At 37.2% G+C, this 14,404-nt stretch carries 11 protein-coding genes; 4 read left to right on the top strand and 7 right to left on the bottom strand.

The window, feature by feature from the left end:
- Positions 1-5 precede the first annotated feature (5 nt).
- Together Y7E_RS0122465 and Y7E_RS0122460 are read left to right on the top strand one after the other, a co-directional pair.
- Positions 6-1,547 carry a hypothetical protein gene (locus Y7E_RS0122465; protein WP_017153486.1) on the top strand — a complete coding sequence of 514 codons (1,542 nt, stop codon included), beginning with the start codon at positions 6-8 and terminating at the stop codon, positions 1,545-1,547.
- 13 nt (positions 1,548-1,560) lie between these two features.
- Positions 1,561-2,952, top strand: a complete 1,392-nt coding sequence (locus Y7E_RS0122460; RefSeq protein ID WP_017153485.1) for a zinc ribbon domain-containing protein — start codon at positions 1,561-1,563, stop codon at positions 2,950-2,952.
- A gap of 239 nt (positions 2,953-3,191) precedes the next feature.
- Here Y7E_RS0122460 and Y7E_RS0122455 read toward each other — a convergent pair whose 3' ends face one another.
- Together Y7E_RS0122455 and Y7E_RS0122450 are read right to left on the bottom strand one after the other, a co-directional pair.
- Complete coding sequence (locus tag Y7E_RS0122455) at positions 3,192-3,464, bottom strand: DUF3910 family protein (protein ID WP_017153484.1); 273 nt, start codon at positions 3,462-3,464, stop codon at positions 3,192-3,194.
- Positions 3,465-3,877: 413 nt separating this feature from the next.
- Positions 3,878-4,762, bottom strand: a complete 885-nt coding sequence (locus Y7E_RS0122450; protein WP_017153483.1) for a cell wall-binding protein EntA — start codon at positions 4,760-4,762, stop codon at positions 3,878-3,880.
- Positions 4,763-5,429: 667 nt separating this feature from the next.
- On the opposite strand from Y7E_RS0122450, the gene opuD reads away from it, so the two are divergent.
- Together opuD and Y7E_RS34835 are read left to right on the top strand one after the other, a co-directional pair.
- Positions 5,430-6,950: a glycine betaine transporter OpuD gene (gene opuD / locus Y7E_RS0122445; RefSeq protein ID WP_017153482.1), complete on the top strand. Its 1,521-nt coding sequence runs from the start codon at positions 5,430-5,432 to the stop codon at positions 6,948-6,950.
- Positions 6,951-7,187: 237 nt separating this feature from the next.
- On the top strand, positions 7,188-7,322 hold the full coding sequence (locus Y7E_RS34835) for a hypothetical protein (protein WP_003205060.1): 135 nt from the start codon (positions 7,188-7,190) through the stop codon (positions 7,320-7,322).
- A 432-nt stretch (positions 7,323-7,754) separates the two neighbouring features.
- On the opposite strand, the gene Y7E_RS0122435 is transcribed toward Y7E_RS34835, so the two are convergent.
- The 5 genes from Y7E_RS0122435 to Y7E_RS0122415 form a co-directional block, all read right to left on the bottom strand.
- On the bottom strand, positions 7,755-9,050 hold the full coding sequence (locus tag Y7E_RS0122435; RefSeq protein ID WP_017153481.1) for a glycosyltransferase family 2 protein: 1,296 nt from the start codon (positions 9,048-9,050) through the stop codon (positions 7,755-7,757).
- Positions 9,047-9,799, bottom strand: a complete 753-nt coding sequence (locus tag Y7E_RS0122430) for an MreC domain-containing protein (protein ID WP_017153480.1) — start codon at positions 9,797-9,799, stop codon at positions 9,047-9,049. The genes Y7E_RS0122435 and Y7E_RS0122430 overlap by 4 nt, the downstream gene beginning before the upstream one ends.
- Positions 9,800-9,906: 107 nt before the next feature.
- Positions 9,907-11,118, bottom strand: coding sequence for a NupC/NupG family nucleoside CNT transporter (locus tag Y7E_RS0122425; protein ID WP_017153479.1), 1,212 nt, complete (start codon positions 11,116-11,118; stop codon positions 9,907-9,909).
- A gap of 330 nt (positions 11,119-11,448) precedes the next feature.
- Entirely contained in the window at positions 11,449-13,137 is a 1,689-nt protein-coding gene (locus Y7E_RS0122420; protein ID WP_017153478.1) for a C40 family peptidase, read from the bottom strand.
- 210 nt (positions 13,138-13,347) lie between these two features.
- Positions 13,348-14,232, bottom strand: coding sequence for a D-amino-acid transaminase (locus tag Y7E_RS0122415; protein WP_081584731.1), 885 nt, complete (start codon positions 14,230-14,232; stop codon positions 13,348-13,350).
- Positions 14,233-14,404: the final 172 nt, after the last annotated feature.

The following is a 14,404-nucleotide window of genomic DNA, read 5'->3' as shown; positions in this document are numbered from 1 at the left end:
GTAAGATGTATTGTCGCATGTGTGGGAATCAACATGGAGAAGAAGCGAACTACTGTCCTAACGAAGGAAGTATGGCAATAGTGGCTACAGACAGCGTAATCCTCGAACAAGATAACTCGAAATATTGCCGCGGTTGTGGTGGTGAAAATGCCCAGCAAAACCTGTACTGTCAAAAGTGCGGTCATTCTTTATTTACCGTGAAGAAAAAAGAACAGATCGTAAAGTTACCTAGCATGGAAAAAGGTCCTAAAGTAGAATTAGGATTACATAAAAACGGCTTAAGAACCGGTGTAATTGGCGGAGCTATTGCGAGTGTTCTTATGTTACTTGCGGGATGGATTGGAAGCTTAGTATTTGCAGCAATGACGGAAGAATTTCTTCATAAGTTTGCGCGTGAATTAGATATGCTATCAGGTTTTTATAATGGAGCAACAGCCACACTATTAAACTACCATTTACTTGGGGTTTCAGCTGAGGATGCAGATGGAATGATCCTTTCTTTATATTGGCATACTCCATTTCTACTATTATTATTAATTCCATTTATTATTTTAGGCGGAACAGGTATATGGATTGGAAAGCAACGTGTTGCCAATACAATTGGTGAACAGGTGACAATGGCAGCTACAGTGGGTATTATTTATGGTCTATTTTTATTTATTATTAGCTTCATTGCATCTAAATCAATCTCTATTCCAGGAATGGATACTGTAACAGTATTAGTTGGATTTTCTTCCTTTAAAAGTTTAGTGAGCGGGTTTATATGTGGAACGATTTTTAGTTTATTGGGAATGATTGCTCATACAAGCCAAAACAATATGGCCGAAGCATTCCGTGAGCTACTTCCATATGGAGCATCACTTTATTACGGAGCAGTAGCAATGGTAAAGGGCTTTTTGCTAACAGCTGTTATTTTATGTGTAACAGCCCTCTTTATGAAAGAAGATAGTGTGAAACCGATGAAAGAGTTCACGTCTACAACGTCGCAGCGTATAATGTTAACACTGCAGGTAACGCCGCAAGTATGGAATATGGCGCATCTTGCACCAGTAGAAGTGAAAAGTCCTGTTTTTGAAAAAGGTTTTTCAGGTAAGGGTAACAAAGGAAAAGACAATGAGATGCAGTTTTCATTCGTATCCGGCATGTCATTTAATGGAACAGGGTTAAAAGATCTTGCAATTGCTGAAGGAGCAGGGCCAGAAGATCTTGCAGAAATAGAAGATGTAAATAGTACATTCCATTATGGATTGTTACTGCTTATTATTCCGTTTTTCTTTATGTTTAGAGTAGGACAAAAATTAGCGAGAATACAAACAGCAAATATATATGTAACACTCGCTGTATGTAGTGGTGCTTATACATTTATGATGCTCTTAGTAAATATTCTTTCCAAGTTTCAAATTGATATTTCAGGGACTTTGACAAGTATGTTTGGAATGAGTGGAACGATGCTCTCTATGCAGGGCAGCTGGATGTATTTAATACTCGGTAGCTTTATTCTGACATATGTGGCCGCTTTCGCTGGAATGAAATTGGCAAGAAAATAGGGGGGGAAGCATTGTGAAGTTTTGTGGAACGTGTAAAAAACAAGTTGCAGATCACCTAAACTTTTGTTCTGAATGTGGAAGTAAAGTAGATGTGATTGAAGAAAATGTAGCTGCTTCGAAAGCTAATGTACCAAGAGAAGTATATCATCAGGAAGTACATCCGAAGAAGAGTAAGAAAAATATCATTCTCTTCATTGGATTCGTTGTATTAGCAGCTTTACTGTTTGGTGCATATAAATTCGGTGCATATAAATTTTCGAAAGAGAAGCAAATCAATATATTAATTGACGCTTTCAATAAAAAAGATATAAATACAATTGACTCTTTTGTAAAATCGGATGATCCAGGTTTGAAAATTAAAACAGAAGATATTAAATCTTATTTACGTTATTTAAAGGATAATCCTTCGTACAATAAAGAATTATTGTCTTACTTACAAAAGCAAACGGTTGATGCAAAGCTCGTTGATAAAGAAGGCTTTGTGGACGGACAAATTGTAGAAGATGGGAAAGAGTGGTTCTTATATCCGAAATATAAGTTCAGTATTAAGTCGTATTTCATGACAGTCAGCACAACTGCAAAAACTGCGGAAGTATATGTAAATGATAAAAAAACGACTGATATTTCTAGTGAAAAATCTTCTAAAGAAATCGGACCTTATTTCCCTGGGACGTATGTTGTAAAAGCAAAGGCGAAGGCAGATCTTACTGAACTGGAAACGGAAAAGGAAGTTGAGTTAGCTGGAGAAAAAGAAGGGAAAGTGGATGTGAAGTTACCACTTGAAGGAAACTACGTAACAATCTCTTCTGATGAAAATAGTGCTAATGTCATTGTAAATGGCAAAAAGCGTGGGAAATTAGATTACGGCAGTTATAAACTAGGCCCTGTACCGACAGATGAAACGGTAGAGGTATATTTAGAGAAACAAACAGATTTTGGAACTGTGAAATCTGAAAGTGTAAAAATTGGGGATCAAAGCTCTTATTATTTAAAATTCCCAAAACAAACATCCGATACTGCGGTTGGTGATTTCGTTCGAAATCACATTTATAACAACGTGCGTGCCATTTCTTTAAATGACTTTAGCTTAATTGAAAATGACTACGATAAGAGCGGAAAATCATATAAAGAAGACCGCGATTATCTGCAATATTTAAAGGAAAAAGGAATTACGGAGGATTTATTAAAATTTGAAGTCCGTAACGTTGAACGCCAAAGTTCTACGAAATATAAAGTAACGACATATGAAGAATACAATATTCGCTATGGCGATGGATCTATGAAGTTCAAAAGCTTTAGCAATGAGCATATTGTTACAGTGAATGAAGATGGAAAAATATTATATCATTCACTCGGTGCAAATAATACATTGAAATCAGAAGAAATATCTGGTCCAACACATTAAAATGCGAAAAAAAATACTATCTCTTTTATATAAAGAGGTAGTATTTTTTTTCGCTATTTGTGGGCATTGAGACCCCCACCTCAAAATTTAGCAAAAGTAAAGAAGTTAGGTGGGAGGTGGGCAGCCCGTAGAAGCCCGATTGGTGAGGGCTAATAATCAGTGGGGGATGAAGAAAACCTCCACTGATTAAAGTTTCACTTTATGATATATCGATCCCTTGTATGGATATATCGGCGATTCTACAAAATACGAAAAGCTTCTACATAGGGATCTTGTAGAATTCTTTCTACTAACGGGAGCATTTCTTCTTGAAATGGTATATCAATTGGAAATGGTTTTTGTGATCCTGGCTTTGTTCCGTATTGCACAAATTTATATTGAACGGATTGATCGTGCTTGAGCACAATCAATTTATAGCGATTGTCATCATGTTCAAGTGAAAAATCAATTGTGGCCCCGTCGTTGTAGGGTTTAGGTGTGCCAATCCAGTCTATTTTTGCATTCAGGTTCATATTAACACCTCCTTATTGTCATTATATATATTTATTTTGCTTTTCCAACATATAAGTTGGTGCGAGGAAGAACAAAAGGATTTGCACTTGTTTTTACTTTGTAGAGGGCAGGAAGAGGATCGGACCGTTTCTATACATGGCTAGATAATCTCTCCCATTTAAAAAGAAAGATTTTATGTCAGTTTTTCAATTTGTATGTATATAAGCTGCGGCTTTGAAAGTAAAAGCAAACCTCTACTCATTTTCTTTCTTTGTTTTAAACATGGTATGGGGCTAAAAAAGGTCCTGGCCGCTTCTTTCCATGGGCGGATGCTCTCTCACCTAAAAAATTGTTTTTTTAGGTGTGTTTATATAGAAGCATAAAAGCCAGCTCTCAATATATGAGAACTGGCTGAATTTTTAGCAGTAATTGATTATTTTAAAATTTTCACTTTAACAGATTTACGTCCCCATTTGTTAGCAGCTGCGTCAGAGCCAACTAGAACGTCGATACGGTTACCTTTAATAGCACCACCAGTATCACCAGCGATTGCTTCCCCATATCCTTCTACCCATACTTTTGATCCTAGTGGAATCACTTTCGGGTCAACAGCGATCATTTTCATGTTTGGATTCGCTGTTAGGTCATGACCCATTGCAGTTAATACACGACCGCCATATGTGCCGCCATTTTCGCTCGGATGAGCTGTATATGCTGTAGCTTCAACTGTTAGCTCACGGCCACCTGCAGGAGCATTTGTTGTTGCTGCTTTTACTGCTGGCTTAGTAGCTGGTTTTTCTTGTGCTACTGGCGCTTGAGTTTGAGCTTTAACCGGTGCTTCAGCTTTAGCTGGAGCTGGCGTTTCTTGTTTTTCAATAACAGGTGCTGTACCTGTTAAGAAAGGAACATGAACATAAGCCGTTTTCCCGTTATATTCGAATTGTAACCACCCATTTTGTACTTGGTTCGTTGTTTCAATCATATCGTCTTTCTTAAGCGTACCAAGAATTTCTGAGTTTGTGTTCGCTTCAGCACGTACGTTTAATACGTTTGCTGTTACGTAGTAGATGCTTTTTGTAAATTCAGAGCTTACGAATACGTCTTTATCATTTAATTTGATTTGTGACCATCCGTTTTCTGTATTTGTAACATCTAATTTATGACCATTTAATAATTTGCCTACAACTTGTGATTCAGTAGTTGGGTTCTCGCGTACATTTAATACGTCTGTTGTTACAACAGTTTCTGCTTGTGCAGAAGTAGTGAAAATCCCAAGACCAAAAACTGCTGCTGTTGCTATACCAATTAATTTTTTCATGATAGCCTCCATTGCGTTTGTTTTCGTGTCCTCATTATAGCAACAGTTTTTTTGGGAATTTGGGAAAACACACAATTACAAACCATTCGTAATAAATCATTAACACGCTGTAATATAGAAAGGAATTATAGAAAGCGTTTTTTAATCCGTGTTTTTAGAAGGTTTATGTCATATATCTATTTTTTTATTACAACAGATATTTTTCGATAAAGATAAAATTATTGCAGTGACATTACAAAAGGTTTACTAAGGTGTTACATTCCTTGAGGATTTTACCGAATTATGCCTAAAATAGTTATATAAACATAAACATTTTGTTTGTGCATTTATAAATACGTACGATATCCTGACAAAACAACCGCATAATTGTTACAAAAAGAAAGAGTGGCAATCGATATATTTGCCCTTTTTTACAACTGTAACGCACCATTTTTTGGGAAAATACACTCCCATCCGCATCTATCTCGCACGATTTGGCGGTAGCATCTTCATTTTATAATCCGAACGGTTATATGGAAGATGAACTGTCCATAAGAATTCTAATTAGTGAAGGTTGATTTTAGAGAGCTTGAAGAAAATCACCGCAAAAAGCATTTCACTTTATCCGATTTAACATATCGGGATTAGGGTTATTTTACGAAAAAGAAACCTACAAAAGGGGGATTTTATGAGGAAACTGACAAAAACATTTATTGTCTCATTAACATTATGTATCGCATTTACAATTTGGGGGATTATTCCCGAATCTATAATTGGAAAAGGTAGCTTAGGAAATGTGACCACTGCAATTCAAACTGCATTAGTTAGTAAATTTGGGTGGTTCTATATCATTTCTGTTTCTGTTTTCTTAGGTTTAACTATCTTTTTAATCTTTTCAAAGTACGGTTCTATTCGTTTAGGTAAAGATGATGATGAACCTGATTATAGTTATATGACATGGTTTGCCATGTTATTTAGTGCTGGTATGGGAATCGGTTTGGTTTTCTGGGGAGTTGCGGAACCTTTAAATCATCTATATACACCACCGTATGGAGAAAGTGCAACAGAGGAGAGTGCACGTCTCGCACTTCGTTTTTCATTCTTCCACTGGGGATTACATCCGTGGGGGTTATATGCGCTTGTGGCACTTTGTATCGCCTATTTTACATTCCGAAAAGGGAAGCCAAGTACAATTAGTGCGGCAGTTGGTTCATTATTTAAGAACGGAGAACATAGTCGTATTGCACATACGTTTGATGTGTTAGCTGTATTTGCGACAGTATTCGGTGTTGCAACTTCATTAGGGCTTGGGGCAAAACAAATTGCAGGCGGCGTTAGCTACTTAACATCTATTCCGAACTCATTAACAACACAGTTAGTTATTATTGGGGTCGTCACGGTTCTATATATGTTATCTGCACAAACAGGACTAGATAAAGGAATTAAGTATTTAAGTAATACAAATATTATTTTAGCCTTTGCACTCATGATAATTTTATTATTTGCAGGTCCAACAAACTTTATTATGAACTACTTCACTTCGACAATTGGTTCATACATTCAAGAGTTACCGAGTATGAGTTTCCGTTTAAGCCCATTAGATGAGGGTGGAAACCAGTGGATTCAATCATGGACAATTTTCTATTGGGCATGGTGGATTGCATGGTCACCATTTGTTGGTACATTCATTGCCCGTGTGTCACGCGGACGTACAATTCGTGAGTTTATTATTGGTGTGTTGCTCGTGCCAACAATCATTGGTGCACTTTGGTTCTCAGTATTTGGAGGAACAGGCATTCACATGGAGTTGTTTGATGGAGCAAATATTCAAGCACAAATTAAAGAGATGGGCACAGAGATAGGATTATTTGCTGTGTTAGATCATATGGGTAGTATAGGTCCAGCTTTATCTGTCCTTGCGATTCTACTGATTGCAACATTCTTTATTACATCAGCAGATTCTGCGACATTTGTTCTTGGTATGTTAACCACACATGGTAGTTTAAACCCACCAAATCGTATTAAAATGGTCTGGGGTCTTGTTCAAGCAGCGTTAGCAGCAATATTATTATATGTAGGCGGATTAGAGGCACTACAAACAGCTTCAATTATCGCAGCATTCCCGTTTGTATTTGTTATTTTCTTTATGGCAGCTTCCTTATTTAAAGAATTACAAAAAGAAGTTCAGCATCACCATCATCATAAATAATAATATAGAAGGAAAGAGCTGATTTAGAATCAGCTCTTTTTTTGTAGATGGACGAGTTTCTAGTAGTTGTCAGTTGTCGCAAGGTGTCGAATCGCCGATATATTGTCAAAAGTAATCCAAATTTTTGTCAAAAATATGTCGGAAATGTGTTGTCACTTTTATCTATATGTGCTATATTATTTCTTGTAAGCGATTTCAAATAGTTTTTAAGTGTATTCAAGGGGGACAACTAGAATAATGAAACGTTACGAAAGAAAGTGGAAGCATATTTGTTTGAAACGTGTGGCACATCGTAGTGTCCAAGAAAACACGGAACCAAAGACTGAGGTATCTAAAGAACAACAAGAGAAGCAATTGGTTTTACAAAAATAGCAGTCACTTTTTCGTATATAAATGAAAGTAGATCGTTCGTTGGGGGATGGACGTGAAATAGCTTTCGGCTAAGGGGTATTGTCCGATATATAGATTTTACGGTAAAAATAAGCACAGAGCATACGGCGCTCTGTGCTTATTTTTTTAATCAAACGTTTGTTTAATTTTGAACGAGTCGCTTCCGCTTTTATTGGTATCCAGCTCCAGTGGCAAGCTCTTCGCGTCTAAGAACCTCCCGCACTAAAGGTAAAAAGCACCTTTTGTGCGAGAGAACCTTAGCCGGTCAGAGCTAAACGAGCCACCTCTGCTTTTATTGGTATCCAGCTCCAGCGGCAAGAATGTTCGGTGGCTTCGCTTCTTCCGCCGAGGCAAAAATCGCCTCTATGTCAGAAGCTCCATCCCCCTCACATTCTAAACGAGCCGCTTCCGCTTTTATTTTTTAAACCGTACTGTTTTATCCCATCCGATAATTTGTTTTTTACTTTTCGCATGTAAGTATAATATAAGGCTTCGGACGAACAGGTACGTGAAGAGCTGGGCGTATGTGAAATACATGATGATACTGATAAATATGTTGGTTGGTGTGAATGTATTTTCAATGCTTTGTGCACTAAAGAGCTGCGAGGAGTACGTAATATAGGCGACGTACCACATAAATAGCAGCGGGATTGTATAGTTAATTTGAAAGAGGCCGAGTAGACCGATGATAAACCATACATTTGAAATGATTAGGAACAGCCAAAAGACGACGTATACCAATACTTGTTGCAGTGAATGAACGAGTAGTTTTCCTTTAAAGAAGCTGAAGGAGGAAAACATTTTTTCTAAAATGTATAGGTTTCCTTGAAGCCAGCGCGTTCGTTGTTTAATAAGAACTTTTAAATGTTCTGGTTCTTGTTCCCATGTGATGGATTCAGGAACAATAGGCAATAAATAGCCTTTTTGCGTAATTCGTAATGTAAGCTCGGCATCTTCGGCGATCGCATATGGATCGTAACCGCCAAGTTCTTCAAGTGCGGAGCGGCGCAGAAGCATATTGGTTCCTGTTAATGAACCGGTTTGGAATAAGAGCCAACGGCCAGATTGCATGAGTAGCTGGAAAATCTGAAACTCAAGGGAAATCATCCTTGTTAGCCAGTTTCGTTTTTCGTTAACAGTACGGACATGGCCAACAGCACCGACAGCATCTTCTGTCGTTTCCGCATATTCAACCAGCATGCGGAGGGCGTGAGGTTCTGGTTGGTTATCAGCATCATATACACAAAAATATTCTCCATTAGAAACGCTGAGTCCATAGTTTAATACACGTGATTTTCCTTTTGGTTCCCCAGGTGGTACGCGAATATGTCTTATATGAGCATAGGCTTTATCGTATTCATCGCCAATTTCCCCAGTTTCATCTTGTGAATTATCATTTAATAAATAAATAGTAAGTTTTCCGGGATATTCAATATTTGCCATCGCGGCTAACGTATCCATAATCACAACGCCTTCATTATGGGCAGGAATCAGTATATCTACGCTTGGATAGTGTTCTAATGTCCGCTTTTTTAGCTTGCGATTTCGATGAACAAGACCGGCAAGCGTTAGTAAAGAATAGTAGATGAGCAAACCGGAAAATAAGAAAGCTGTAAAAATAAGCACATATTTAATAGAAAAAATTATACTAATCCAAAAAACAAGCAAGCAAAATAGAAGAAATAACAGGAGAAGAATAAGTGTCATCATGTCGTTAACACCCGCTCCCCAAGTTGTTCTTGTTTAATTATGATTTTTGAAAGGGCCTCTTCCGTTAACCACTCTTGCCATGTATGCTCAAGACGCATCATAACAATATTAACCCCAGCTTCATTTGTATTTTGGAGTAAAATGACCAATGTATTATCATCATATTTTCCAACTAAATCAAAATCACGCCGCACTGTATCGAGTAGGAGGGAGGCGACGCGATCCATGACGCTACGCTTCGTATAGCTGCTAAAAGAGGTGAACGAAAAATAGACGAGCATGCCTGTTTCGCCCCGTCTTTTCATAGCTGCTTCGAGCAATAAACCGCGTCTTTCAAATTCCTGTCTTGTTAATAGCTTTGTTTCGCCAATGTATTGTTCAAGTGTTTGGACTTGTTTTCGTAAGCGGATATTTTCATCCAAGAGTTTTTTTAACATATAGGTCGATATGTAAATAAGAAAGAAATTCGCGATTGCTAGGAAATGAACGATGATATAGGTAAGTTGTGTGGAAGTACTCCATAAATATAACCATGCTTCATAAAATAAATAGAAGACGGAGAGGAGAGTTCCGGCAATAAACAAAGTGAAAGCGAATTTATTTGAAATGAATAGAAATAGTAAGTTGATGAGTACATAAATGATCGTGAAGAAAAAAGCATAGGGAAATGAGCTCATATGAACTGTGGTGAAATAAAATAAAATTTGTATAATCCATAATAGTATGATTTGATTGGGCGTCTGCTTCATCAACTGACCTCCTAACAAATAGGTTGTTATATGTAATATGTGCTAGAAGGGGAGATATGCATTCATAAAAAAAGCTGATCCGAAAGTTCGGATCAGCTCGATTTTTATTATAAGAACATCATACCTGCAACTGCTGCGTTTAAGAAGTTCGCTAATGTACCAGCGATTACTGCTTTAATCCCTAGCTGTGCAATTTGTTTACGGCGAGAAGGAGCAAGAGTTCCTGTTACACCTAATTGAATTGCGATAGAAGAGAAGTTTGCAAATCCGCAAATTGCAAATGTTAAGATCATATTTGTTTTATCAGATAGCTCTGACATGTGTGAACCTAAGTTTGCATAAGCAACGAATTCGTTGATTGCAAGTTTTTGTCCGATAAAGCCAGCTGCTTGTACAGCTTCGTTTGGTGAAACACCGATTAGGATAGCAAATGGAGATAAAATATATCCAAAGATTAAATCAAGGCTAAGTTTAATATCGAACCAAGATCCAATCCATCCTAGTAGGCCGTTTAATACAGCGATTAACGCGATGAATGCCATTAACATTGCTGCTACGTTAATAACAAGCTGCATTCCTTCAGAAGCTCCGCGTGCTGCTGCGTCGATAACGTTAGCATCTTCACGTTCTGTAGAAAGTTTTACATTGTTATCCGGTGTTTCGGTTTCTGGCATAATTAGTTTTGCAATTAATAAGCTTGATGGTGCTGCCATAATAGCAGCTGCTAATAAGTGTTCTAGCGGAATTCCCATTGCTGCATAACCGACAAGAACTGATCCGGCAACGGCTGTCATACCGCTTACCATAATCGTAAAGAATTCACTGTTTGTTAAACGTGTTAAGTACGGTTTAATTAAAATTGGTGCTTCTGTTTGTCCTAAGAAAACAGTTGTTACTGCATTTAAGCTCTCTGCTTTAGAAGTTCCAAGAAGTTTGCTTAATGCACCACCAACGATACTAACGAACCATTGCATAATACCTAAATAATATAATATTGCTACTAATGAACTAATAAATACAATTGGAAGTAGTGCTTGAATTACAAAAATAAATCCCCAAGGACCATCTTTATCTAATAAGTTACCAGAGACGAATTTAATTCCCTCATAAGAAAAGTTGATTAAGCCTTGAACCCCGTCAGAGGCAATTTTTAAGCCAGCTTTTCCGGCATCCCATCGTAACACGATGAAAGAAAATGTAATTTGTAATGCTAGCGCGATTAAAATTGTGCGCCAATTTACAGCTTTGCGGTTGGAAGATAGTAAAAATGCAACTGCTAAAATTCCAATTACGCCGCCAATTCCCCATAAAACATTCATGCAGTGTAACTCTCCTCTCTCATAGTAAAAGAAGTATAATTAACAGATGTCTATACTTCTACGAAAATAACATCTTAAGTAACTTATCATACCGGACATCAGAGGTCAAACGTCTATTGAAAAGTTTAAATAGAAAGAAAATTCGTTAAGAAAACACATATCGATCTTATGGGGACAAAATAGGTTATGTTTTTTAGCGGAAATATATTCATTATTGTAACGTTATGAACTGTTTTTATAGAATATAGTGTATGAAATAAGAGAATCGAAACATATTTAAATCTATAAAAAAGAGCCTTCTAGTAATCTAGAAGACTCTGAAACTATGACTTAAGGTGCTTTTGTATATCCTAAGAAGTGGCTGCTCCAGTAAGAGTTATTCATTGAAACAATTTTAACTCCGCTGTCACCAGCTTGAATAAATGATCCGCCACCAAGGTAGATACCCATGTGAGAAGGACCTGGCTTATAAGTGTTTTGGAAATAGATTAAATCGCCTGGTTGTGGATTTGAAGTTTTTGGTAGACTGCTCCAATATCCTGCTACACTTTGACGGCTAATGTTGTGACCGAATTTGTTAAATACGTGGAAAATGTAACCACTGCAGTCAACGCCATTAGCAGAAGTGCCGCCCCATACATATGGTACGCCTTGCATTGATTTTGCATATGCAAGAATAGATGATGTATCACCGCTGTTGTTGCCAGTATTATTATTGTTATTATTGTTATTATTGTTATTATTGTTATTATTGTTATTATTGTTGTTGTTGTTGTTGTTGTTATTGCCTTCACTGCCACCAACTGGTGTTTTAGATAGGAAACGAGTTCCTACATAACCAGTACGACCGTTGTAATTAATTTTGCTCCACCCATAATGTTCAGAAATAACTTGTACTTTTTGACCTTGTGGAAGAGCACCGATTACGCTGTAATTTGTACCTGCGCCACTACGTACATTTAATGCAGATGCATTAACGTAGTATTCACCAACAGCTGCTTCTGGTTGTTCAGGTGTCGTTGTGCCACCCGTAACAAATTTAACAAATTCGCTGCTTACATAACCAGTTTTACCATGGTGATTAATTTTGTACCAACCATTTTCTACACCAATTACGTTTAATGTTTGACCATTTAATACGCCACCAAGTACACCGTGGTATGTAGCTGGGCCTGTACGAACACGTAATGATGTTGCATTAACAACATAAGTACCGCCAGTTTGAACAGTTGTGTTGTTATTTCCTTCGTCAACATTGTTACTAGAACCACCTTTTGTTACGTAGTCCTTGCTAAGGTAAGCAGTTTGTCCGGCATAGTTAATTTTGAACCAATCTTGAACTTCGCCAACAACTTGTACAACTTGTCCTTTATGAACAGAGCCTAAAACTGTATGAGAGGTGCTAGGGCCTGTACGAACGCGAAGGGAAGATACATTTACTGTATAGTTTCCGCTTGCTTCTTGAACATTTGATTCGTTATTTGAAGAAACGCCAGATACGAATTGTCCACTAACGTAACCAGTTTTGCCGTTATGGTTAATTTTAACCCATCCGTTTTCTTCTCCAATAACTTGTAATGTTTGACCTTCATATACGCGCCCCATAATAGAACTAGAAGCATTTGGGCTTGTACGAACGCGTAATACGTCAGCAGTTACTTTGTTTTTTCCACCTGTGCTAACATTTGTTGTTGAACCATTTTTTGAGACAAATTGTCCACTAACGTAACCAGTTTTACCATTATGATTAATTTTAAACCAACCGTTTTCTTCGCTGATTACGTTTAATGTTTGATCCTCATATACGCGAGAGATGATGTCGTGAGAAGTACTAGCTCCTGAGCGAACGTGTAATACGTCGGCAGTAACTGTGTAATTGGAATTGTTTTGTGGTGCAGCTTGAACAGTTTGTGCAGCAGGTTTTTGTGTATTTTCAGGTGCAGCTTGAACGCTATCTAATGTCGGGGCTGCTCCTCCTGCTACAGACACTGCCGCAAGACCGGCAAGATATTTTTTCATGTTTTGTCGATTCCTTTCTGTCTGTAATATAGTGATGAAATATTTACCAACTGTTAAAAATTCTAAAAGGCATGTCGATTACTGTCAAGGTTTATGCGGGAATCTGAATATGTCAAAAATATTACAAAAAAAAATCAAGGCGCATGCTCCACCTTGATTTTAAATGAAAAAACATATATTCAGAAGTGTTTGAAATAAAAATGTTCGTATTTAAAGTGGTGAGATGTCAGAAGTTGAAAAGCTTTGGACAAATGTTTTTTGTAGTAATTTGGTGACCCTCCCAACTTGACCATTTTGGATGGCGGTGCCATCAAGATGCGTCATCGGGAGCACTTCTACAGTTGTTCCTGTAAAAAAACATTCATCAGCATGATAAACATCACGAATGCTGAATAATTCTTCCTGAACAGGAATCTGTAGTTTATTAGCTAAAGAAAGAATATATTGGCGGATAATCCCGTTTAGGATTAGATGATTAGCAGGATGAGTATAAAGAGTCCCGTTTTTTACAAGAAAAAAGTTAGAGTGACTTCCTTCTGTAACGATTCCATTACGAACGAGAAGTGCTTCTTTACAACCTTTGCGTTCTGCTTTTGTAGCAGCTAATATGTTTGGTAATAAATTTAGGGACTTAATATCACAGCGGAGCCAACGTACATCTGGCTCTGATATGGCACGTATCCCGTATTCAATCCATAAAGCGGGTCGTTCTTTTTTTGAGATATAAGCATAAATTGTTGGGGGTACATCAAAGGGAAATGCATGTGTACGGTGTTGTACTCCACGAGAAACTTGTAGGTAGATGATACCATCTTCTTGGAATGTATTATTTTCGAGTAATTTATAAAGTAGTGTAATGAGTTCTGCTTTAGAGAAAGGTAGTGTTAATTCTATTTCATCCATTGAACGGTATAACCGAGTTAAATGTGGATCTAATAAGTGGATGGTTCCTTTATAAATACGGATTACTTCATAGACACCATCTCCAAATTGTAAGCCACGTTCTTCTAATTGTATGTACGGCTCTTTTTTATTTGTATCAATAATTTTATCATTCCATAATACAAATCTTTCGTATGCCATTTTACTTCCCATCCTTTCTTAATTGTTTGAATGATGAGTGGTGGTTCTTTTGTGGGCGATAAGTGTAAAGTTATCTCACCTACAGAAACTTCAATTTATTGTATTTTGCATATACAAATTCGCAAATGAGAAATGAGAATCCTGCTTTTTAGAAATAAAAAAAAGCAACATTCATATAGAACGT

The organism is Bacillus bingmayongensis, assembly GCF_000299035.1.
GTDB lineage: Bacteria > Bacillota > Bacilli > Bacillales > Bacillaceae_G > Bacillus_A > Bacillus_A bingmayongensis.
The sequence above is the reverse complement of the archived record's forward strand: the minus strand, read 5'-3'. Positions and strand labels throughout refer to the sequence as shown.